The sequence below is a fragment of the Enterovibrio sp. QJM3NY_24 genome (genome assembly GCF_057786035.1).
In genome coordinates this window covers 447,394-470,490 of the sequence record NZ_CM173519.1, presented here as the reverse complement: position 1 = coordinate 470,490, position 23,097 = coordinate 447,394, and the positions used below count along the sequence as shown (strand labels likewise).

Genomic DNA, 23,097 nt, shown 5'->3' with positions numbered 1-23,097 from the left:
AAAGGAGGGCACTTTGCCCTCCTTTTTTTTCGTTTTAGAAAGGAGTTCTACCATGATTCAATTTGGTACCGGCGGATGGCGAGCCTTCATTGGTGAAGAATTCACCAAAGACAACGTACGTTTAGTTGCACAGTCACTAGCAAACATCATGATCACTGAGAATGCGTGTGAGCCGGGTTTCGTTATCGGATATGATCGCCGTTTTTTATCAGATAAAGCGGCAGCTTGGTTTGCAGAAGTGCTTGCTGCTAATGGCATTACTGTCAGCTTTATCAACAAATACGTTCCTACACCTATCGTGATGTTCAAAGCGAAGGAAATGGAAACGCATTATTCTGCGTGTATTACCGCATCTCACAACCCAGCTGATTACAACGGTATCAAAGTCTTCATTCAAGGCGGTCGCGACGCTGATGAAATTATCACCGCGAAAATCGAAGAACAGGTCAACACACTTCAACTTAGTGACGTGAAATCGATAGATTTTGAAGATGCAGAGACTCAAGGGCTAATCAAAATCATCAACCCGATGAACGAATTCGTTGACTCGATCATCGATTTCATCGATATCGAAGCCATCAAGGCCGCAAACTTACGTGTTTTGATTGACCCAATGTTTGGTGTTGCTAAGAATGCGCTTCAAACTGTACTTATCTCCGGTCGCTGTGACGTTGACGTGATCAACGATGGCGCCAACCCGGGGTTTGGCGGAGTCATGCCATCACCCAATGCCGCTACGCTTTACCGCCTGAAGCACTTGGTTGCTCATGAAGGTTATGACATTGGCATCGGTACAGATGGAGATGCAGACCGTCTCGGCATTATTGATGAGAAAGGCAACTTCATCCATCCAAATGAAGTCCTACTGCTTTTGTATTACTACATGCTGGAGTACAAAGGCTGGAAAGGTTCAGTTGTACGAAATATCGCAACAACACATCTGCTAGACAAAGTTGCTGCCGACCATGATGAAAAGAGTTTTGAAGTGCCTGTTGGCTTCAAGCACATCAGTTCACAAATGGAAGCGGATGATTCTCTGATCGGTGGTGAGAGCTCAGGCGGTCTAACTATCCGTGGTCATATCAAAGGTAAAGATGGCGTATTTGCATCAAGCCTACTGGTTGAAATGATCAGTGTGACAGGTAAAAAACTGTCTGAACTGCTTGATGAAATCTACGGTAAGTATGGTTATGCCTACACTGCAGAAGGTGACTGCACCTTTAAGGCATCTCAACGCCAAGAGCTTTACAACAAGATCTACGTTGAAAAAGCGCTGCCAGAATTTGCCTATGAAATAGAAAAAGTTAGCTATGCTGACGGCTTAAAAGTTTACTTCAAAAACGGAGGCTGGGCACTGGCTCGCTTCTCCGGCACTGAGCCTTTACTTCGCATCTTCGTAGAGTGGGAAGATAAAGAATCAGCAGAAGCTTTGGTTAATCAAATTAAAGCCTTTTTGTACGTTTAGTATAAAGAGTGAGCCGTATGACAACGGGTTGGTTTATTTGAACCCAACTGGCTTACAAAAAAGGGGTAGCTTTCGCTACCCCTTATCTATCTCACCAATACACAGTCTCGCAACTGGCTGTCTCCCCAAACCAGCATGGCTTCTTGGCCTTTAGTATACAGACCAAATTTCTTATCTTCAGACTCCCACTGAGCACCAGATGCAGATCGAATCCTCGGCAATGAACGTTCTTCATTGTTAAATTGCACAATCGCCTTATCAGACATAACCATTGCATCAAACGTTTGATGACTCTCACACGTATACAGATGCGGCAAGGAAGTGCTGCATGCTGATAAGAGCAACGAAACCAGTATAGCGCCAATAAATTTGTTCATTTAACCCCCTCACTGACGAATTCAAATACATCATTTCATGCCACCTTATTGCTAACTGTTTACAGTGTCACAGAGCAAATATCTTGTTGGGGAATAAACACGAAATAATTGTCAGACATTGAAGTGGGGAATAACTGACCACCAAATACATTCAGGTCAGTGGTATATAACTATGAATTAAAAACGCAAAAAGGCCACCCGATAGGGTGGCCTTTTTGTTTTTCTTTTTGCCTTCATCTTTGTATTAAAGATGAAAACGAATTTGAAGCCTGGCGATGTCCTACTCTCACATGGGGAGACCCCACACTACCATCGGCGCTATTACGTTTCACTACTGAGTTCGGCATGGGATCAGGTGGGTCCATAATGCTATGGTCGCCAAGCAAATTCTGTTGTTGTATCCCGCTTGTCAGGCTTCACTCTGGCTGCATTGCCTGCCTCCTTCACTCGGTCATGTACAGTCGTACACTTCCTCGCTCAGCTCGTGGGCGGCTTTGCCAAAATAAATCCTGCCTACGCTATCTCTATGGATAACGGCAAGATACTAATATCTGGGAAAATTCTGACTAGCTATAGGTTCTCAATACACATTCAACGTTCTTATCTGAGTCCGCTAAAACCCCTTGGGTGTTGTATGGTTAAGCCTCACGGGCAATTAGTACAGGTTAGCTCAATGCCTCGCAGCACTTACACACCCTGCCTATCTACGTCGTAGTCTCCAACAACCCTTCAGGACACTTATAGTGTCAGGGATGACTCATCTCGAGGCTCGCTTCGCGCTTAGATGCTTTCAGCGCTTATCAATTCCGAACTTAGCTACCGGGCAATGCCACTGGCGTGACAACCCGAACACCAGAGGTTCGTCCACTCCGGTCCTCTCGTACTAGGAGCAGCCCCTCTCAATCATCCAACGCCCACGGCAGATAGGGACCGAACTGTCTCACGACGTTCTAAACCCAGCTCGCGTACCACTTTAAATGGCGAACAGCCATACCCTTGGGACCGACTTCAGCCCCAGGATGTGATGAGCCGACATCGAGGTGCCAAACACCGCCGTCGATATGAACTCTTGGGCGGTATCAGCCTGTTATCCCCGGAGTACCTTTTATCCGTTGAGCGATGGCCCTTCCATTCAGAACCACCGGATCACTATGACCTACTTTCGTACCTGCTCGAATTGTCATTCTCGCAGTCAAGCGGGCTTATGCCATTGCACTAACCTCACGATGTCCGACCGTGATTAGCCCACCTTCGTGCTCCTCCGTTACTCTTTGGGAGGAGACCGCCCCAGTCAAACTACCCACCAGGCACTGTCCGCAACCCCGATTAGGGGCCAACGTTAGAACATCAAGCATACAAGGGTGGTATTTCAAGATTGCCTCCACACCATCTAGCGACGGTGCTTCAAAGGCTCCCACCTATCCTACACATGTAGGGTCAATGTTCAGTGCCAAGCTGTAGTAAAGGTTCACGGGGTCTTTCCGTCTAGCCGCGGGTACACAGCATCTTCACTGCGATTTCAATTTCACTGAGTCTCGGGTGGAGACAGCGTGGCCATCATTACGCCATTCGTGCAGGTCGGAACTTACCCGACAAGGAATTTCGCTACCTTAGGACCGTTATAGTTACGGCCGCCGTTTACCGGGGCTTCGATCAAGAGCTTCTCCGAAGATAACCCCATCAATTAACCTTCCGGCACCGGGCAGGCGTCACACCGTATACGTCATCTTTCGATTTTGCACAGTGCTATGTTTTTAATAAACAGTTGCAGCCACCTGGTATCTGCGACTGCCTCTAGCTCCATCCGCAAGGGACTTCACCGGAGGCAGCGTACCTTCTCCCGAAGTTACGGTACCATTTTGCCTAGTTCCTTCACCCGAGTTCTCTCAAGCGCCTTGGTATTCTCTACCCGACCACCTGTGTCGGTTTGGGGTACGATTCCTTATAACCTGAAGCTTAGAGGCTTTTCCCGGAAGCATGGCATCAATGACTTCATCACCGTAGTGACTCGACATCGTGTCTCAGTGTTAATAGCGTCCCGGATTTACCTAAGACACCCACCTACGCACTTGAACTTGGACAACCGTCGCCAAGCCCACCTAGCCTTCTCCGTCCCCCCATCGCAGTTATAAGCAGTACGGGAATATTAACCCGTTTCCCATCGACTACGCCTTTCGGCCTCGCCTTAGGGGTCGACTTACCCTGCCCCGATTAACGTTGGACAGGAACCCTTGGTCTTCCGGCGAGGAGGTTTTTCACCCCCTTTATCGTTACTCATGTCAGCATTCGCACTTCTGATACCTCCAGCAAACCTTACAGTTCACCTTCAACGGCTTACAGAACGCTCCCCTACCCAACAATTCCGAAGAATTGATGCCGCAGCTTCGGTGTATCGCTTAGCCCCGTTACATCTTCCGCGCAGGCCGACTCGACCAGTGAGCTATTACGCTTTCTTTAAATGATGGCTGCTTCTAAGCCAACATCCTGGCTGTCTGAGCCTTCCCACATCGTTTCCCACTTAGCGATAACTTTGGGACCTTAGCTGGCGGTCTGGGTTGTTTCCCTCTCCACGACGGACGTTAGCACCCGCCGTGTGTCTCCCGGATAGTACTTACTGGTATTCGGAGTTTGCAAAGGGTTGGTAAGTCGGGATGACCCCCTAGCCTTAACAGTGCTCTACCCCCAGTAGTATTCGTCCGAGGCGCTACCTAAATAGCTTTCGGGGAGAACCAGCTATCTCCGAGTTTGATTGGCCTTTCACCCCTAGCCACAAGTCATCCGCTAATTTTTCAACATTAGTCGGTTCGGTCCTCCAATTGATGTTACTCAATCTTCAACCTGCCCATGGCTAGATCACTCGGTTTCGGGTCTACTCCTAGCAACTCATTCGCCCAGTTAAGACTCGGTTTCCCTACGGCTCCCCTATTCGGTTAACCTTGCTACTAAAAGTAAGTCGCTGACCCATTATACAAAAGGTACGCAGTCACCCCACGAAGAGGCTCCCACTGCTTGTACGTACACGGTTTCAGGTTCTATTTCACTCCCCTCACAGGGGTTCTTTTCGCCTTTCCCTCACGGTACTGGTTCACTATCGGTCAGTCAGGAGTATTTAGCCTTGGAGGATGGTCCCCCCATGTTCAGACAGGATACCACGTGTCCCGTCCTACTCGTTTTCACAATAAAAGCATTGTCGTGTACGGGGCTATCACCCTGTATCGCGCCACTTTCCAGAGGCTTCCACTAACACTTAAACTGCTTAAGGGCTAATCCGGGGTCGCTCGCCGCTACTGCCGGAATCTCAATTGATTTCTTTTCCTTCGGGTACTTAGATGTTTCAGTTCCCCGAGTTCGCCTCATACAGCTATGTATTCACTGCATGATACGTGCTTATGCACGTGGGTTTCCCCATTCGGAAATCGTAGACTCAAGTGGCTTTTACTGCCTTATCTACGCTTATCGCAAGTTAATACGTCCTTCATCGCCTCTGACTGCCAAGGCATCCACCGTGTACGCTTAGTCACTTAACCATACAACCCCAAGAGGTCTTGTGTATGGCAAACAACCAAGGTGACTCTCGTTAAAGAGTCGGTTCGCTGTTTTTGACCCTACTTTTATGAAAAAGTGGAAACCAAGAACGTTGAACGGTTTTTCGCCGGACTCAAATATGTTCATCTTTCGATGAAACCAAGAACACTTGAATGTGTTTGGTGTTAATCCAATCAGGATTAACGTTTTGAGAACTTTTGTTTCATTACCTCTCGGGTAGAGAGATAAGAAACAGATTTCAATTTATTTCCTCTCTATAAAGAGAAGTCATAAATCTACTAGTCAGCTTTCCAGATTTTTAAAGAGCATTTCTCTTTCGAGAACAGCGCAAAAAGCGCTAATCAATGACGTTGTCATTCATTAGGGCTTTTCCCGTCTTTATTCTTCAACCTATACAATTTGTGTGAGCACTTGCATTAATAGTATCGTTAAGGAGGTGATCCAGCCCCAGGTTCCCCTAGGGCTACCTTGTTACGACTTCACCCCAGTCATGAACCACACCGTGGTAAACGCCCTCCCGAAGGTTAAGCTATCTACTTCTGGTGCAGCCCACTCCCATGGTGTGACGGGCGGTGTGTACAAGGCCCGGGAACGTATTCACCGTGGCATTCTGATCCACGATTACTAGCGATTCCGACTTCACGGAGTCGAGTTGCAGACTCCGATCCGGACTACGACGTACTTTCTGGGATTCGCTCCACCTCGCGGTCTTGCTGCCCTCTGTATACGCCATTGTAGCACGTGTGTAGCCCTACTCGTAAGGGCCATGATGACTTGACGTCGTCCCCACCTTCCTCCGGTTTATCACCGGCAGTCTCCCTGGAGTTCCCACCATTACGTGCTGGCAAACAAGGATAAGGGTTGCGCTCGTTGCGGGACTTAACCCAACATTTCACAACACGAGCTGACGACAGCCATGCAGCACCTGTCTCACAGTTCCCGAAGGCACACCAAAATCTCTTCCGGCTTCTGTGGATGTCAAGAGTAGGTAAGGTTCTTCGCGTTGCATCGAATTAAACCACATGCTCCACCGCTTGTGCGGGCCCCCGTCAATTCATTTGAGTTTTAATCTTGCGACCGTACTCCCCAGGCGGTCTACTTAACGCGTTAGCTCCGGAAGCCACGGCTCTAGGCCACAACCTCCAAGTAGACATCGTTTACAGCGTGGACTACCAGGGTATCTAATCCTGTTTGCTCCCCACGCTTTCGCATCTGAGCGTCAGTCTTTGTCCAGGGGGCCGCCTTCGCCACCGGTATTCCTTCAGATCTCTACGCATTTCACCGCTACACCTGAAATTCTACCCCCCTCTACAAGACTCTAGCCTGCCAGTTCAAAATGCGGTTCCCAGGTTGAGCCCGGGGCTTTCACATCTTGCTTAACAAACCGCCTGCATGCGCTTTACGCCCAGTAATTCCGATTAACGCTCGCACCCTCCGTATTACCGCGGCTGCTGGCACGGAGTTAGCCGGTGCTTCTTCTGCAGCTAACGTCAAACGAACACGCTATTAACGTATCCGCCTTCCTCACTGCTGAAAGTGCTTTACAACCCGAAGGCCTTCTTCACACACGCGGCATGGCTGCATCAGGCTTGCGCCCATTGTGCAATATTCCCCACTGCTGCCTCCCGTAGGAGTCTGGACCGTGTCTCAGTTCCAGTGTGGCTGATCATCCTCTCAAACCAGCTAGGGATCGTCGCCTTGGTGAGCCATTACCTCACCAACTAGCTAATCCCAACTGGGCCCATCCCGACGCGAGAGGTCCGAAGATCCCCCTCTTTGGTCCGTAGACATCATGCGGTATTAGCAGTCGTTTCCAACTGTTATCCCCCACGTCAGGGCAGGTTCCCAGCCATTACTCACCCGTCCGCCGCTCGTCATCTTCAAAAGCAAGCTCTTGAAATGTTACCGCTCGACTTGCATGTGTTAGGCCTGCCGCCAGCGTTCAATCTGAGCCATGATCAAACTCTTCAATTAGAATTTTTCTTGTTATCCCCATTTCCGAAGAAACAGGTCTAACGCTCAATGAATACTGAATTACTTTTTTGCCCTAAGGCAAATCTGCATTGACTGTGTTGACAGTGTCACTTCGAAAAGCTCAACCATCTTGGGTCACTCAGTGCATTGATAAATCTTATGTCTATCAAGTACGAGTGCCCACACAGATTGTATAGGTCAAATTGTTAAAGAACGTTGACTTGGTCAGCGGCTTAACTCGCCGTGTTCCGTGTCGATGGGCCGCATTATAGAGACTTCGAACTGCTTGGCAATAGCTAATTTCAAAAAACTTAATAAAACAGGCCTAACCGTTTAAATTTGCATCATAACGGTCAAAACTGACTATTTATTACTCTATTTTCAGTTGTTTTTCATCAAGTTTTCTTTCTTGAAGCACAATAGAACCCCTTTGCCTCTTTGATATATCGTAATTGCCTGTCTTCAATATCACCTCGCACCCAGTTTTGAACGTTTGGTTCATGTAGATGTAGATGTAGATGTAGATGTAGATGTAGATGTAGATGTAGATACAGCGTAATGAGGGAATCAAGAGTAACAATGAGAACGACCACCAAATACTGTTGTTTCTCTATATATACCCAAACAACCTCAAGATGCTTGTTCAGCGAGAGTTTGTAGGCTGTCAGGCACGGCGTTGGTTTGGAAACATAGTCGCTCTACGTTGAAAATCAGCAACAAAGCATGGCGGCCAACAAAACTCGCCCTTTGGGAGCCTCTCATCTTGAGGTTGCTTGGGTATAGAGGGATTAATAGAAAGTAGAAGATGACGGTGAAACAAAGGAGGGAGAAAATTTGGAAATGCTAGAACGAAAAAAGCCTTAGTCTTTCGACTAAGGCTTTCTCGGAATTTGGTGCCCGAGGTCGGACTTGAACCGACACTCCTTTCGGAAACGGATTTTGAATCCGTCGTGTATACCAATTTCACCACTCGGGCAAGTGCGGCCAATTATACGCATGCCGAACAACGACGCAAGTACATAAATAGAAAAAAATGTTCAACCGTTTCTTTTTTCGCCATCCTGGTAAATAAACATGCAATTTGACCCATTTTTCTCCATTCACCCTTATCGATAAGGCTGTTAAACTGCACGCATTACTCATTATTAGGACAGCAACATGTCTCAATCCTCTGTTCAGTTCAGTGTGCCTAAAGGCGCGAGCTTCTTTCGTCGTATGGGCGCATGGCTTTATGACCTTCTCGTACTCGTCGCCGTTGAAATGCTTGCTATCGGCTTGGTTGTTGGTGGTTTCGCCATTGCGATGCAATTTGGGCTTTCAATAGAAGGTTACGTGGACGTGGGAGATTACCTGACTCGCAACCCTATGATCAGTCCTTTCTTTACTCTCTATGTATTTGCAATTGCTGCGGGATTTTATGGCTACTTTTGGTCTAAAGCAGGTCAGACCGTTGGAATGAAAGCATGGAAGCTTAAACTTGTGAGTGAATTTGGTGGAAACCTCACCTTCACTCAGGCGCTAATACGAATGGCGACTGCTTGTTTGGGTGCGGGTAATCTATTCACCTTATTTGATCGAAACAATCGTGCATTTCAAGATCACTTTTCAAACAGCCAAATGCTCAAGATCGACTAAGTTTGATCATATCGTTTGATATAAGAAGAGGGAGCCCATGGGCTCCCTCTTCTTATATCAAATAAATTTATCGCCTAGCATCTATAACTTTCTATTGAGTAAGTAAAGTGTCACACCGACAAACGCTAAACTGGGGGCAACGGCACCAAAGAAGGGCGGTAAGTTATAGACTAAGGTTAACGGCCCAAACACTTCATTTGATATATAGAAGGAAAAACCAAAAATAACACCGGATAGCACGCGTGCGCCCATGGTCACCGTACGTAGTGGGCCGAAAACAAAGCTCAGCGCCAACAGCATCATTACACCGATAGACAGCGGCTGCAGTACCTTTCGCCACAGAGCAAGTTCATAGCGAGTCGCATCCTGTTTCGATGCCTTCAAGTATTCGACGTAACTGTATACTCCACTGAGTGATAACTCTTCTGGTTTCACCGTTACGATGGAAAGCTTCTCAGGTGTCAGCGTCGTTTTCCAGGCTAACTGATCTTCTTTGGTTTCACTGATTTTAATCGGGCCTTCAAAGTGAGTGACGGTGACATTGTTTAGCATCCAACTATCTTTATCCAGATAAGCCCCGCTATCCGCAAACACCATGCTTTTGAGTACTTGGTTGTCGTCAAACTTCCAAATATTCACGCCAGTCAGTGACTCTTTCTGATCGGTTCGTGCAATATAAATAAAATCACTGCCGTCTTTCGCCCAAACACCACTGCGAACAGACATGACGTTACCGCCTGATTTCGCGAACGTTCTCAGTTCACGTGCCGCTTTTTGGGCATCGGGTGCGCCCCACTGCCCTAATGCCAGCACCACCAGCATCAATGGCATTGCCGTTTTTAACACAGAAAGGCCAATATCTAGTTTGGAAAAACCCGAGGCCTGCATTACCACCAGTTCCGAACTTGATGCCAATGAGCCAAGGCCAATCAATGCACCCAGTAATACCGCCATCGGGAAAAACATCTCAATATCGCGCGGCATGCTCAACATGACATATTGCACAGCCGTCATCATGGTGAAAACACCATCACCCACTGAGCGTAGCTGTTCAACAAACTTGATAATGGCCGAAAGCCCCACCAAGGTTGCCAAACACAACGACGTTGTCGCAATAATCGTGCGCCCAATGTAAAGGTCGAGGATCTTAAACATTAGCCGGTCCTCCTCAATCGATATCTCAACTTACGCATGGGTAATGTGTCCCAGCTAATCAGCCCAATAGCCACCAACAATGCCAGTAAGTTGATACTCCAAAGACCGATTTCAGGCCGCAGGTTTCCTTCTTCTATTGCCGATTTAGCCGCGCTTATTGCAAGGAAATAAGTCAGATATATCAATACCGCAGGGAAAAGTTTTGCAAAGCGCCCCTGTCGAGGGTTCACCGCAGAGAGCGGCACAACGATCATTGTCATTAACGGGATACACAATACGAGAGCGATACGCCATTGCAACTCAGCCTTTGCTTGTGGCGACGACTCATTTAACAGAGCAGGCGTCGGCATGGCATCCCAATCACGTTGTTTCTGGCGAACTTCGCGCTGGCCAATCAACACCTGATAATTGTCATAGTCGGTAATGGTGTAATCCAGTCGAGTAGGTAAACCTTCATACCGGACACCGGTATTTAAATCCAATACCTGACGTCCATCTGGTAGCTCAGAAACAAAACCCTTTTCGGCAACAATCACGTTTGGACGCATCGTATCGCGAGGCACAGGCTGGGCAATAAAGACGTTATGCAGATTCTGTCCGCTTTCCGTGATTTCATTAACAAAGACCACTGCCTGACCATCTGGTGTGGTTTGGATTTGCCCTTGCACGAGAAGCTCAAGACCAGAATCAGATTCCAGGCTTTCCATCACCTTAATTTCTTTGTCATTCGCCCAAGGCGTCAGCCACAGTGCATTAAATGCCGCAACAGCCCCTGTCAACAAAGCCAAATACAATGCCGCGTGGATCAGGAACTTGTTCCCAATCCCCGTCGCATTCATCACGGTAATCTCACTTTCAGCATAAAGACGGCCAAAAGTGATCAAAATCCCGATATAAAGGCTAAGTGGCAACATCAACATTGCCATCGATGGCATGTAAAGACCGACCAGTGTTAACACATCACTACCCGGAATTGAGCCATCTGTAGCGTTTGCCAGCACACGTATGAACTTCTGACTAAAAAAGACCAGAAAAAGCACAAACAACACAGCGAGTTGCGTTTTCACTGTCTCTCGGATCAAATACCGAACAATAATCACGGTGTTTTACCTTTAGAAAACTTGTTTTTTTACTCGAATCGCTATAGTTTTTGGGTAAATGAGTTATTTTTTAATCTTTCGGCCAAGTGTTGACCTGCTTAATTCAATTTACCTCGAACACGAAATCGAGTTCCAATAAAGCGGGCATTATCCAACATTTAGCCTCACTTGTCTTTAGGATGTAGGAGTACGCATGGAGTTCAGTGTAAAAAGCGGGAGTCCCGAGAAGCAACGTAGCGCGTGTATCGTAGTTGGTGTGTTTGAACCACGCCGTTTGTCTCCGGTGGCAGAACAACTCGATAAAATCAGCGATGGGTACATTAGTAGCCTTTTGCGCCGCGGAGATCTCGAAGGAAAGCCTGGCCAGATGCTGCTACTGCATCACGTTCCTAATGTACTTTCTGAGCGAGTGTTGTTGGTTGGTTGCGGTAAAGAGCGTGAACTCGGTGAGCGTCAATATAAAGAAATTATCAAGAACACCATCAACACGCTTAACGAAACTGGCTCAATGGAAGCAGTCTGCTTCCTGACCGAATTGCACGTAAAAGGTCGCGACACGTACTGGAAAGTTCGTCAAGCAGTAGAAAGCACCAAAGACAGCCTCTACACCTTCAATCAATTCAAGAGTGTGAAACCGGAAACCCGTCGTCCACTTCGTAAATTGGTATTCAATGTACCTACCCGTCGCGAGCTAAACCTAGGTGAGCGCGCGATTACCCATGGTCTCGCTGTTGCGTCTGGCGTTAAAGCGTGTAAAGACCTTGGCAACATGCCACCAAACGTAGCAAACCCGGCATACCTTGCCTCTCAAGCGCGCCGTTTGGCAGATGACTTCGATAAAGTCAGCACCAAGATCATCGGCGAACAAGAGATGAAAGAGCTAGGCATGACATCTTACTTAGCCGTTGGCCAAGGCTCACGTAACGAATCGATGATGTCAATCATGGAGTACAAAGGCCATCCAGACCCTGATGCCAAACCAATTATCTTGGTTGGTAAAGGTTTGACCTTTGACGCTGGCGGTATATCTCTGAAGCCACCAGCCAGCATGGACGAAATGAAGTACGACATGTGTGGTGCAGCATCGGTATTTGGCGCAATGAAGTCGTTAGCAAAACTTGAGCTACCAATCAATGTTATTGGTGTCTTAGCAGGTTGTGAAAACATGCCAGATGGCGGCGCTTATCGTCCGGGTGACATCGTAACCACTATGTCAGGTCAAACGGTTGAAGTATTAAATACCGACGCAGAAGGCCGTTTGGTTCTATGTGACGCACTGACCTATGTTGAGCGTTATGAACCTGAGTGCGTGATTGACGTAGCCACACTAACCGGTGCTTGTATTGTTGCACTAAGTCATCACATCAGTGGCTTGTTATCCAATCACAATCCGCTGGCGCATGAAATTGTCAACGCCTCAGAGCAAGCCGGTGACCGCGCATGGCGTCTGCCAATGACCGAAGAGTATCAAGAACAGCTGAAGAGCCCATTTGCCGATATGGCCAACATTGGTTCACCTGGTGGTGGCACTATCGTTGCTGGTTGTTTCCTCTCACGCTTTGCAAAGAAATATAACTGGGCGCACCTTGATGTTGCTGGCACATCTTTTAAAGGTGGAGCCAACAAAGGGGCGACAGGTCGCCCTGTCCCATTGCTCGTCCAGTTCTTACTGAACCGCTCTGGCCTGGAGACGGTGGAGTAAAACTTCACAACATCGACAAGGAGGCTAAACAGCCTCCTTTTTTTCGTTTGTCATGTCGTTAGCCAAAGAAAAAGCGATGGCTTTTCAGGCAAGCTAACCGCAAACTTAACCGCATTAATTCGCCGTTAAATAGAGAAACTCACATGGCATTGGCAACCTTCTATTTATTAGATGACACCCATACAGATCCCCAGCGCTGTATGGTAGAAAAAGCCGGCCAACTTTCAGCGCTTTTTAGTCAACAAGGTATGAAGGTTTACATTTCGGCGAACGATAAATCTCAAGCGGAAAGCGTCGACGAATACCTTTGGCAACAGTCACCCGATAACTTTGTCGCACACAATCTTGTGGGTGAAGGGCCGAGAGGCGGCGCGCAAGTTGAAATAGGCTGGGCAGGAGTCCGACATACCGGGCACAGAAATGTGCTGATAAATCTGTCCGAAGAAGCAGCAATTTTTGCGCCTTCCTTTGCACAAGTGGTAGACTTCGTGCCTTGCGATGAAACTCTCAAGCAACAAGCGCGAGAGCGCTACAAAATTTACAGAATGGCTGGGCGTCAAATGCGAACCCTCGCCATTGATGACATGTCCTAAATCTCACACTGATCCGTCAAGAGCGCTATGGAAAAGACATACAACCCAACATCAATTGAAAAGGCGCTTTACCAGCGCTGGGAAGAGGCTGGTTATTTTAAGCCTCACGGTGATACATCAAAAGATGCATACAGCATCATGATCCCACCACCCAATGTCACCGGCAGCCTGCACATGGGTCACGCGTTCCAAGATACCATCATGGACACCTTGATCCGTTGCGAGCGTATGAAAGGCAAAAACACCCTTTGGCAGGTAGGTACCGATCACGCAGGTATCGCCACGCAAATGGTTGTTGAGCGCAAGATCGCGGCAGAAGAAGGCAAGACTAAGCACGATTACGGTCGTGATGCCTTCATCGATAAGATCTGGGAATGGAAGAACGAATCTGGTGGCACCATCACCAAACAGCTTCGTCGCCTTGGCGCATCTGTCGATTGGGATCGTGAACGCTTCACCATGGATGACGGTTTATCAAATGCCGTTCAAGAAGTGTTCGTCCGTCTTTTCCAAGAAGATCTGATCTATCGCGGCAAGCGACTGGTTAACTGGGATCCAAAACTGCACACCGCCATTTCAGACCTAGAAGTCGAAAACAAAGACGTCAAAGGCTACATGTGGCATTTCCGTTACCCATTAGCGGATGGCGTGAAAACGGCTGATGGCAAAGACTACATTGTTGTCGCAACCACTCGTCCAGAAACTATGCTGGGTGATACGGGTGTTGCCGTTAACCCTGAAGATCCGCGTTATAAAGATCTGATCGGCAAAGAAATCATGCTTCCGATTGTTGGCCGTCGCATCCCAATCTTGGGCGATGAGCACGCAGACATGGAGAAAGGCACAGGCTGTGTGAAAATCACCCCTGCGCATGACTTCAATGACTATGAAGTCGGCAAACGCCACCAGCTGCCAATGATAAACATTTTGACCTTCAATGCTGACATCCGTGACAGCGCTGAAGTGTTTAGCACCAACGGCGAATCAAGCGACGCTTACAGCAGTGAGCTGCCAGAAGCGTACCGTGGCATGGAGCGCTTTGCCGCGCGTAAAGCCATCGTTGCTGAACTTGATAGCCTTGGCCTGCTAGAAGAAATTAAAGACCACGACCTTACCGTGCCTTACGGTGACCGTGGTGGTGTGGTTATCGAACCAATGCTGACCGACCAATGGTACGTGCGCGCAGCAACACTGGCGCAGCCAGCGGTTGAAGCCGTCGAGAATGGCGACATTCAATTCGTGCCTAAGCAATACGAAAACATGTACTTCTCTTGGATGCGTGACATTCAAGATTGGTGTATCTCTCGCCAGCTTTGGTGGGGACACCGCATTCCTGCATGGTATGACAACGACGGTAACGTCTATGTTGGCCGCAGCGAAGAAGAAGTGCGTGAGCAAAATAACCTTGCACCCGTGGTTGTGCTTCGCCAAGACGACGATGTGCTTGATACCTGGTTCTCATCTGCATTGTGGACGTTTGGTACACAAGGTTGGCCTGAGCAAACCCCTGATCTAAAAACCTTCCACCCGTCTGACGTGTTGGTAACAGGTTTCGACATCATCTTTTTCTGGGTTGCTCGCATGATCATGATGACCATGCACTTCTGTAAAGACGAAGATGGCAAAGCGCAAGTGCCATTCAAAACCGTTTATGTCACCGGTCTTATCCGTGATGAAAACGGCGATAAGATGTCGAAATCCAAGGGTAACGTCCTTGACCCAATCGACATGATTGATGGTATCGGTCTTGAAGAGTTAGTTGAAAAGCGTTGTGGCAACATGATGCAGCCTCAACTTGCTGCCAAGATTGAAAAGAACACGCGCAAAGCCTTTGAAGGCGGCATTGAACCTTACGGTACAGATGCACTGCGTTTCACCCTAGCAGCCATGGCATCAACAGGCCGTGACATCAACTGGGACATGAAGCGCCTTGAAGGTTACCGTAACTTCTGTAACAAGCTATGGAACGCAAGCCGTTACGTGCTGATGAATGCAAAAGACCAAGATTGCGGAACCTCTTTGTCTAAAGAGCAGCGCGCTGCGATGGAATTCTCACTGGCAGACAAATGGATTGAGTCTCAATTCCAACTGGCAGCGAAAGATTTCAACGCACACATCGAGAACTTCCGTCTGGATATGGCAGCCAACACGCTGTACGAATTCATCTGGAACCAATTCTGTGACTGGTACCTAGAACTGACCAAACCTGTTCTTTGGAAAGGCACAGAAGCGCAACAGCAAGCGACGCGCTTCACACTGATCACTGTGCTTGAGAAGACATTACGTCTTGCTCACCCAGTACTGCCATATATCACCGAGTCTATTTGGCAGAGCGTTAAGCCATTGGTTGAAGGTATTGATGCAGCTAACTTTGATGAAACCATTATGCTGCAAGCATTGCCGCAGTATGATGAAGCACAGTTTGATGCAGATGCCTTGGCTGACATTGAGTGGGTGAAAGCCTTCATCACCTCAATTCGTAACCTGCGTGCAGAATATGATATAGCGCCAAGCAAACCGTTGGATGTCATGCTGAAAGCCGCCGATGATAAAGACATCGCGCGCGTGGAAGCAAACAAACAAGTACTGATGTCTCTCGCTAAGCTTGAAGACATTCGTGTACTGACATCAGGTGAAGAAACCCCAGCATGTGCGACAGCACTTGTGGGTAAATCTACCCTAATGATCCCAATGGCAGGCCTCATCGATAAAGATGAAGAGCTAGCGCGTCTAGATAAAGAAATTGCCAAGACACAAGGCGAAATCAAACGTATCTCTGGCAAGCTGAGCAATCAAGGTTTCGTGGCTAAAGCGCCAGAAGCGGTTGTTGAAGCAGAGCGTGCGAAACTAGACGGTTACCACGAAACACTGGTGAAACTGGAAGAACAGAAAGCGATCATCGCTGCACTGTAATTCAACGCTTCAAACGGTTTAACCAATAAAAGGCTGACGAGTAATCGTCAGCCTTTTTTGCATTTCAAGATTCGAGATTCGGTAAACAATTCTCACCCAATCAACGTCCATATCCCGTATAGCAGCAGATAAAGATAACCCTGCTCTAGTGGTTTGTTTCTTTGATTGATTTTCGCCTCGGTTCTTTACACATCGCCAATCAATAGGTTTAACCTATCAAAATAATTCACAGAAAAGCCATTTACAAATGAGAATTATTTACAATAATAGATCTGTACCCATGAGGGATCTGAGGACCTATTATGAAAAAGACCATGAGCTTTGCTGTCATTCACTTTACTGTTGCGTTTACTGTCGCTTATATCCTGACAGGCGATATTCTGATTGGTAGCTTGATTGCGATGATCGAGCCCATGGTCAATACGGTTGCTTTTTACTTCCATGAAAAAGCTTGGGACAGCAAGCGCTTAAAGCGCACCATGAAAAATAACCCTGGCCGTAAAACAGCAAGCTTTGCGGTGATTCATTTCAGTGTCGCGTTTGGTGTGGTGTACGTGCTAACAGGCGATATCTTGATTGGTAGCGTGATGGCGATGATCGAGCCTTGTATCAATACCATGGCGTATTACCTTCACGAGCGTGTTTGGCAGAAAAAAGAAGCGTTTCGTATGATGCAATGTCGCCACAATCACACTGTCACCGCATAACACCTCATCAAAAATAACAGGGCAGCTGAGGCTGCTCTCTTTGTCACTGATAACCCCTAACGTCTCTTCCCTCTTCAGTTTGTTGAATCAACGCAGTCATTTTTATTTTGGTTAAAAATACTAATGCCTTACTCTGTATGACGTAAGCCATTTGCGATTCATCGCGAGACACCGAAGTTAATGGAGACACTATGCACTCAGGTCCTGTGGAAATTCGATCTTTAGTCCGACAGCTGCTCAGACATCGTGGGCTATTAGATAATATTTATGGCACCGCAGGCCTGACGACAGTGCAATGTCATGTTCTGATCGAGCTTGAGCAAGGTGCATTAAGCGCAGAAGAATTGGCAACACGACTCAACATTGACGTGATCAACGCTAACCGCACCCTCGCTATCTTGATTAATAATGACACCGTGGCCTATCAAGTCGATGCCAGAAATGCACAACCGCGTTATCTGCTAAGCGACTTTGGACACGATCGGCTCAACCAGCACCATGTCGGCATCAATCAAGAAATCGCCTTGTACCTTGAGCAGCTAGATCTCGATGAAATCGAAAATCTCTCCCGCTCATTGCATCGCTACAACCGAGCAATGGAACAGAGCGAGCATCAAAAGGGCTTCACCTTGCGCCCACTAGAGCCTGCTGATAACGCAGCCATCGCCGCAGTTATTCGTAAAGTATCGACAGAATATGGGCTAACAGAAGATAAGGGTTACAGCGTGGCCGACCCAGCGCTCGATTCGCTCAGTGAATGCTACCAAGCAGATAATGCCTCATATTGGGTCGTAGAACATAAAGGGAAGATCTTGGGTGGCGGCGGCATTGCACCATTGGAGGGAGAGGCATCGCTGTGTGAACTACAGAAAATGTATTTTCGTCCCGAGCTGCGAGGCAAAGGTTTTGCCCGTCGTCTTGCCGCAATGGCGATGAAATTCGCCCGTGAAAAAGGCTATACCGGTTGCTATCTCGAAACCACAGCCTGTTTAAAAGAAGCGATTCATCTTTATGAATCTCTTGGTTTTAAACACCTAGATAAACCCTTGGGGAAAACCGGACATGGTGACTGTGAAGTTGTGATGCTGAAAACCTTTTAGGTTGGTAGTGATAATCTCCAATCACGGATCAGCGCGCACAAAAAAGCCGGACGAATCCGGCTTTTTCCGTTTTGTAAGAGAGAACGCGATTATTTCGCGTCTTCCTCTTCTTCCAAGTCACCTTCTTCTTCGTCGTCTTCTTCATCAGACTCAAAGTAAGTGCCCCAGCCGTCGTAATCGATCTTATGTTTTTCAGCCAATGCCGCTAGTTTCTCAACCTGCTCATCGATGCGTTCTGCATCAAGGGCTGATTCCATCACAGCATCAAAGCAAATAACCGTCGAGCCATCATCTAGTTCAAGTTCTTCTGCATCTAGCACTTCAAAACCTAGTTTGAACGCCTCAACCGCTGCACCTTCCAGCTCAGCAAAACTGTCAGCAGACAGGTGATGCTCGATGGTATAAAGCGCATCTGGATCGCTACCATCATCTAGCAGCGCAGCAATGATTTCGCGGGTTTCCGCTTTTTGTTCTTCAATAATGTCAGCGTAAGACATTGGATAACTCCAGACTGAAATAATAACCGAAGCACTATCGCATGGATTGGCTTGCTTTGCCACGTCCAATTGATAGCGCATGAAGACGCAGTATGACTGCGTTTATCGCTAAAAATCTCGCATTGAATGCATGTTAATTAAAAGTAAAATTGACCTTAACCAACAAGGTTGTCATTATTTGAGAACAGGGAAATAACAACACAAGATGCTACACATACTTAGGTTTTGCCTCATCTTGCGCCAAGAAAACCCTAAATTATGGAATAGTGTGCATTTATATCGCATAGATAAGCACAAATGAGCGCATGCACTGGCAGGTCAAGCACGAGATACCGCTGACTCGGCAAGCCGAAGTGCTGCTGTTGAGATAAATGGATTTACGACACGTTTTCAGGCGTCTTTGCTAGCAAACGCCCCTGTTACAGAATTCTGTCGCTTAATCTCCATGTTTTCCCGCCATTCCGGACAAAATGATCGCGTTTAAATCCACTATTCTGACTCCAGATCAGTGGCTTCGATTCGCATATTTTGCCAACTGGCGGAGCTAATAATAATTCAAGAGAGAAACGATCATGAGTCAGTTATATGTGGGTTCTGAAGTCGGACAATTGAAACGTGTGCTGCTGCATAGACCAGAGCGAGCCCTCAACCACCTCACTCCTTCAAATTACAAAGATCTGCTGTTTGATGATGTTTTGGCCGTCGAACGTGCCGGGGAAGAGCATGATCAGTTTGCACAAACATTACGAGATCAAAACGTAGAAGTCTTACTGCTGCACGATCTGCTGGCAGAGACCTTAGCCATACCAGAGGCTAAAACTTGGCTTCTCGATGTGCAGGTTGGTGAATACCGCTTGGGCTACCAATTTGCAGGGGACGTACGCACGTACCTTAACGAGTTAAGCCATGAAGAGTTGGCACACATTCTTCTCGGTGGTTTGAGCTATATCGACTTCCCTCTTCAGTCGTCCTCTATGATGCAGGCAATGCATGAGCGCACTGATTTCATTATCGACCCATTGCCGAACCACCTGTTTACCCGTGACACATCTTGCTGGATATACGGTGGTGTATCGCTCAACCCAATGGCGAAACCTGCTCGTCAGCGCGAAACCAATCATCTCCGTGCCATTTACCGTTGGCACCCGATATTTGCGGGCAGTGACTTCCTCACTTACCTAGGGGCAGAGCAGCGCGACTACGACAACGCCATGGTTGAAGGTGGTGATGTGCTTGTAATCGGTAATGGGGCAGTGTTAGTCGGCATGTCTGAGCGCACCACACCACAAGGTGTTGAGGCGTTGGCAAAAAGCCTATTTGAACAAGGTCAGGCCAAAGAAGTTATCGCCATTAACTTACCTAAACATCGTTCTTGCATGCACTTAGACACTGTCATGACCCACATGGATATTGATACCTTCTCAGTCTATCCGCAGGTTATGCGCAAAGATCTGCAATCTTGGCGATTAACCAACAAAGGCAATGGAGACGTCGACGTGAAAGAAGCCGATTACTTCCTTCATGCCATTGAGAAAGCACTTGATATCCCGCAACTCAATATCATCACCACGGGTGGTGACAGTTTTGAAGCCGAGCGTGAGCAATGGAATGACGCGAATAATGTCCTCACCGTACGCCCTGGCGTCGTTGTTGGTTACGAAGGCAACGTGTATACCAACGAAAAATACGACAAAGCAGGGATTACCGTGCTGCCTATTCCCGGCGATCAGCTTGGACGCGGACGCGGTGGCGCGCGCTGCATGAGCTGCCCTATCGAACGCGAAGGGCTATAACTCCCGGCTTATTCCACACTCCTGAATCGATGAAGGCCGCTGTAAAGTGGCCGCTTTTTTTATTCCCTACGCCTCTCTATTTTAATGAATACCGATCCATCACATATAATTATTTATTCACGGGGGTTGCATTCCTACTCACGTTTAAGTGAAAATCGTGATTATTATCATAGTGGACCATGATTCTGCTATTCAGTTGTACACGGGATTTTGAAGGGAACTCATTATGGCTTTTAATCTTCGTCACCGGAATTTTCTCAAGCTGTTGGATTTCACGCCTCGCGAGATTGAACACCTGCTTTCTTTGTCTGCCGAGCTTAAAAAAGCCAAATATAATGGCTACGAACAGCCACGTTTGAAAGGCAAGAATATTGCCCTGATCTTTGAAAAGGCCTCCACCCGTACACGCTGTGCATTCGAAGTGGCCGCGTTCGATCAAGGCGCACAAGTCTCGTACCTTGGCCCATCAGGTTCGCAGATTGGCCATAAAGAATCGATGAAAGACACGGCACGCGTGCTGGGTAGAATGTACGACGGCATTCAGTACCGCGGTTTTGGACAAGAGATTGTTGAAGAACTCGGTAAATATGCAGGTGTGCCTGTTTGGAATGGCCTGACGGATGAGTTCCATCCAACACAAATCCTCGCTGATTTTCTCACCATGCAAGAGCATGGTCGTGGCAAACAATTGCATGAAATCAAATTTGCCTATCTGGGCGATGCGCGCAATAACATGGGTAACTCGCTCATGGTGGGCGCAGCAAAAATGGGCATGGATATTCGTTTGGTTGCGCCGAAACAATTTTGGCCAGAAGCCAGCCTCGTTGAACAATGCAAAGCCATTGCAGAAACAACTGGCGCGCAAATCACCTTGACCGAAAACGTTGAAGACGGCGTGAAAGGGTGTGATTTTCTCTACACCGATGTTTGGGTGTCGATGGGCGAATCAAAAGAAGCATGGGATGAACGTGTCGCACTGATGACGCCATACCAAGTCAACATGAACGTCATCAACGCCACGGGCAATCCGCATGTGAAGTTTATGCATTGCCTGCCCGCTTTCCACAACGATGAAACCACCATCGGCGCAGAAATCGCTGAAAAATACGACATGAATGGTCTCGAAGTCACTGAAGATGTGTTTGAGTCCGACTATTCCATCGTGTTTGATGAAGCAGAAAACCGCATGCACACCATTAAAGCAGTGTTAGTGGCCACGCTGGGCAACTAACCGTTTCCCCCTGATTACCGCTGTGTGATACAGCGGTTTGTTATCTTGTCAGACACGCGTCGCTGCGATCCCCTTTGCCCTCATGACTCTCTCAGGTTTATTCTACGAGTCTTGCGCCCTCACAAAATGGGCGTATAATTCTCCGCAATTTGTCAGAAAAATGAATCGAAATGCCACACTTAGCGACACAATCAACGGCTAAACAGTGCCCTAAAGTGGCAATGGCATCCTATTTCGTTTTTCATGTATTGATAAAAAAAGCCTCCTGATCGGGAGGCTTTTTTTTGACCAAAATGTACCACCGATAGCCATCATGAACTGGGTTTACACCAAGCTCAGACGTGATGAGCAACCACAGAGGGAAGAAAAGACATGGCGACCTCGCTGTACAACAAACACATTATCTCCATCCCGGAGTTGTCCCGCGAAGAATTGGAATTGATTGTCGATACGGCCGGCAAACTGAAAGCTGAGCCAAACCCGACCTTGCTGAAAAATAAAGTTGTCGCCAGTTGCTTCTTTGAAGCCTCCACACGCACGCGCCTATCGTTTGAAACGGCTGTTCAGCGTCTTGGCGGGACCGTAATAGGTTTTCCTGATGCAGGGAATACGTCATCAGGCAAAAAAGGGGAAACCCTGTCTGATTCCGTGCAGGTCATTTCTTCTTATGTTGATGCTTTCGTTATGCGTCATCCTAAAGAAGGCGCTGCACGTCTGGCATCAGAGTTTTCTAAAGGCGTGCCAGTGATTAATGGCGGAGATGGCGCAAACCAACACCCGACTCAGACACTGCTCGATCTGTTCAGCATTTTCGAAACCCAAGGTCGTTTGGATAACCTGAGCATTGCCATGGTTGGAGACCTGAAATACGGCCGTACCGTCCATTCTCTGACGCAGGCACTCTCTAAGTTCGACAACAATCGCTTCTACTTCATTGCACCAGATGCTCTGGCGATGCCCGATTATCTTCTGGAAGAATTAGACGAAACAGGGATCCCTTACAGCTTGCACAGCAGCATCGAAGATGTGGTGCCAAAGCTCGATATTCTTTATATGACTCGTGTTCAAAAAGAGCGTTTTGACGAATCTGAATATGCGCACATTAAAGCGGCATTTATTCTCGACACACCCGCACTTGAGCATGCTCGTGAGAACCTGAAAGTGCTTCACCCGCTTCCACGCGTGGATGAAATTACTGTCGCTGTTGATAAAACGCCTTATGCGTATTACTTCCAGCAGGCAGAAAATGGCGTCTATGCACGTCAGGCGCTATTAGCACTGGTTATGAACGAAGAGATTTAAGGCAGGA

14 protein-coding genes, 1 tRNA gene and 3 rRNA genes are annotated in these 23,097 nt (G+C 47.6%); 10 read left to right on the top strand and 8 right to left on the bottom strand.

From position 1 onward, the window contains the following. The first annotated feature begins 52 nt into the window (after window positions 1-52). The gene (locus AC3CIC_RS02110; RefSeq protein WP_017006793.1) at window positions 53-1,465 is read left to right on the top strand and encodes a phosphoglucomutase/phosphomannomutase family protein; all 1,413 of its coding nucleotides are present in this window, start codon (window positions 53-55) and stop codon (window positions 1,463-1,465) included. 86 nt (window positions 1,466-1,551) lie between these two features. Here AC3CIC_RS02110 and AC3CIC_RS02105 read toward each other — a convergent pair whose 3' ends face one another. From AC3CIC_RS02105 to AC3CIC_RS02085, 5 genes are all read right to left on the bottom strand, one after another. Beyond that, window positions 1,552-1,842: an MliC family protein gene (locus AC3CIC_RS02105; RefSeq protein ID WP_016961770.1), complete on the bottom strand. Its 291-nt coding sequence runs from the start codon at window positions 1,840-1,842 to the stop codon at window positions 1,552-1,554. 267 nt (window positions 1,843-2,109) lie between these two features. Continuing rightward, window positions 2,110-2,225, bottom strand: a 5S ribosomal RNA gene (rrf, locus tag AC3CIC_RS02100). Window positions 2,226-2,476: 251 nt separating this feature from the next. Beyond that, window positions 2,477-5,369, bottom strand: a 23S ribosomal RNA gene (locus tag AC3CIC_RS02095). 448 nt (window positions 5,370-5,817) lie between these two features. Next, window positions 5,818-7,362: ribosomal RNA gene (locus tag AC3CIC_RS02090) — 16S ribosomal RNA — on the bottom strand. The 16S, 23S and 5S rRNA genes sit together here, the layout of an rRNA operon. Before the next feature lie 891 nt (window positions 7,363-8,253). Next, window positions 8,254-8,338 (bottom strand) — tRNA-Leu (locus AC3CIC_RS02085). Between the two features lie 182 nt (window positions 8,339-8,520). Here AC3CIC_RS02085 and AC3CIC_RS02080 point away from each other — a divergent pair. Further along, window positions 8,521-8,997, top strand: a complete 477-nt coding sequence (locus tag AC3CIC_RS02080) for an RDD family protein (protein ID WP_016958935.1) — start codon at window positions 8,521-8,523, stop codon at window positions 8,995-8,997. Between the two features lie 81 nt (window positions 8,998-9,078). On the opposite strand, the gene lptG is transcribed toward AC3CIC_RS02080, so the two are convergent. Together lptG and lptF are read right to left on the bottom strand one after the other, a co-directional pair. Then, complete coding sequence (gene lptG, locus AC3CIC_RS02075) at window positions 9,079-10,152, bottom strand: LPS export ABC transporter permease LptG (RefSeq protein ID WP_016958936.1); 1,074 nt, start codon at window positions 10,150-10,152, stop codon at window positions 9,079-9,081. Beyond that, on the bottom strand, window positions 10,152-11,252 hold the full coding sequence (lptF, locus tag AC3CIC_RS02070; protein WP_017006775.1) for an LPS export ABC transporter permease LptF: 1,101 nt from the start codon (window positions 11,250-11,252) through the stop codon (window positions 10,152-10,154). Before lptF ends, lptG begins: the two co-directional genes overlap by 1 nt. 193 nt (window positions 11,253-11,445) lie before the next feature. Here lptF and pepA point away from each other — a divergent pair, with 193 nt between their 5' ends. The 5 genes from pepA to AC3CIC_RS02045 all read left to right on the top strand — a co-directional run bounded on the left by pepA (window position 11,446) and on the right by AC3CIC_RS02045 (window position 18,267). Next, window positions 11,446-12,954 carry a leucyl aminopeptidase gene (pepA, locus tag AC3CIC_RS02065; protein WP_017006774.1) on the top strand — a complete coding sequence of 503 codons (1,509 nt, stop codon included), beginning with the start codon at window positions 11,446-11,448 and terminating at the stop codon, window positions 12,952-12,954. A 143-nt stretch (window positions 12,955-13,097) separates the two neighbouring features. Further along, a complete protein-coding gene (locus tag AC3CIC_RS02060; RefSeq protein WP_017005127.1) occupies window positions 13,098-13,547 on the top strand; it encodes a DNA polymerase III subunit chi in 450 nt (149 codons plus the stop codon). Window positions 13,548-13,574: 27 nt separating this feature from the next. Continuing rightward, entirely contained in the window at window positions 13,575-16,460 is a 2,886-nt protein-coding gene (locus tag AC3CIC_RS02055; RefSeq protein WP_488515231.1) for a valine--tRNA ligase, read from the top strand. A 302-nt stretch (window positions 16,461-16,762) separates the two neighbouring features. Next, the gene (locus tag AC3CIC_RS02050) at window positions 16,763-17,167 is read left to right on the top strand and encodes a DUF2061 domain-containing protein (protein WP_394212324.1); all 405 of its coding nucleotides are present in this window, start codon (window positions 16,763-16,765) and stop codon (window positions 17,165-17,167) included. A gap of 191 nt (window positions 17,168-17,358) precedes the next feature. After that, complete coding sequence (locus tag AC3CIC_RS02045; RefSeq protein ID WP_488515230.1) at window positions 17,359-18,267, top strand: bifunctional helix-turn-helix transcriptional regulator/GNAT family N-acetyltransferase; 909 nt, start codon at window positions 17,359-17,361, stop codon at window positions 18,265-18,267. A gap of 89 nt (window positions 18,268-18,356) precedes the next feature. Here AC3CIC_RS02045 and rraB read toward each other — a convergent pair whose 3' ends face one another. After that, on the bottom strand, window positions 18,357-18,764 hold the full coding sequence (rraB, locus tag AC3CIC_RS02040; RefSeq protein ID WP_371733799.1) for a ribonuclease E inhibitor RraB: 408 nt from the start codon (window positions 18,762-18,764) through the stop codon (window positions 18,357-18,359). A 572-nt stretch (window positions 18,765-19,336) separates the two neighbouring features. Between rraB and arcA the strand changes: the two genes are divergently transcribed. The 3 genes from arcA to pyrB all read left to right on the top strand — a co-directional run bounded on the left by arcA (window position 19,337) and on the right by pyrB (window position 23,090). Next, window positions 19,337-20,557, top strand: a complete 1,221-nt coding sequence (arcA, locus tag AC3CIC_RS02035; protein ID WP_016958944.1) for an arginine deiminase — start codon at window positions 19,337-19,339, stop codon at window positions 20,555-20,557. Window positions 20,558-20,783: 226 nt separating this feature from the next. Further along, window positions 20,784-21,788 carry an ornithine carbamoyltransferase gene (argF, locus tag AC3CIC_RS02030; RefSeq protein WP_488515229.1) on the top strand — a complete coding sequence of 335 codons (1,005 nt, stop codon included), beginning with the start codon at window positions 20,784-20,786 and terminating at the stop codon, window positions 21,786-21,788. A gap of 372 nt (window positions 21,789-22,160) precedes the next feature. Next, window positions 22,161-23,090, top strand: a complete 930-nt coding sequence (gene pyrB, locus AC3CIC_RS02025; RefSeq protein ID WP_488515228.1) for an aspartate carbamoyltransferase — start codon at window positions 22,161-22,163, stop codon at window positions 23,088-23,090. Window positions 23,091-23,097 lie beyond the last annotated feature (7 nt).

Bases quoted from the DNA above. Each gene is read 5' to 3' on its own strand.
- pyrB (WP_488515228.1), top strand. From the start codon at position 22,161: ATGGCGACCTCGCTGTACAACAAACACATTATCTCCATCCCGGAGTTG.
- AC3CIC_RS02105 (WP_016961770.1), bottom strand. From the start codon at position 1,842: ATGAACAAATTTATTGGCGCTATACTGGTTTCGTTGCTCTTATCAGCA.
- argF (WP_488515229.1), top strand. From the start codon at position 20,784: ATGGCTTTTAATCTTCGTCACCGGAATTTTCTCAAGCTGTTGGATTTC.
- AC3CIC_RS02110 (WP_017006793.1), top strand. From the start codon at position 53: ATGATTCAATTTGGTACCGGCGGATGGCGAGCCTTCATTGGTGAAGAA.
- rraB (WP_371733799.1), bottom strand. From the start codon at position 18,764: ATGTCTTACGCTGACATTATTGAAGAACAAAAAGCGGAAACCCGCGAA.
- arcA (WP_016958944.1), top strand. From the start codon at position 19,337: ATGAGTCAGTTATATGTGGGTTCTGAAGTCGGACAATTGAAACGTGTG.
- AC3CIC_RS02055 (WP_488515231.1), top strand. From the start codon at position 13,575: ATGGAAAAGACATACAACCCAACATCAATTGAAAAGGCGCTTTACCAG.
- AC3CIC_RS02060 (WP_017005127.1), top strand. From the start codon at position 13,098: ATGGCATTGGCAACCTTCTATTTATTAGATGACACCCATACAGATCCC.
- AC3CIC_RS02045 (WP_488515230.1), top strand. From the start codon at position 17,359: ATGCACTCAGGTCCTGTGGAAATTCGATCTTTAGTCCGACAGCTGCTC.
- AC3CIC_RS02080 (WP_016958935.1), top strand. From the start codon at position 8,521: ATGTCTCAATCCTCTGTTCAGTTCAGTGTGCCTAAAGGCGCGAGCTTC.
- lptG (WP_016958936.1), bottom strand. From the start codon at position 10,152: ATGTTTAAGATCCTCGACCTTTACATTGGGCGCACGATTATTGCGACA.
- AC3CIC_RS02050 (WP_394212324.1), top strand. From the start codon at position 16,763: ATGAAAAAGACCATGAGCTTTGCTGTCATTCACTTTACTGTTGCGTTT.
- pepA (WP_017006774.1), top strand. From the start codon at position 11,446: ATGGAGTTCAGTGTAAAAAGCGGGAGTCCCGAGAAGCAACGTAGCGCG.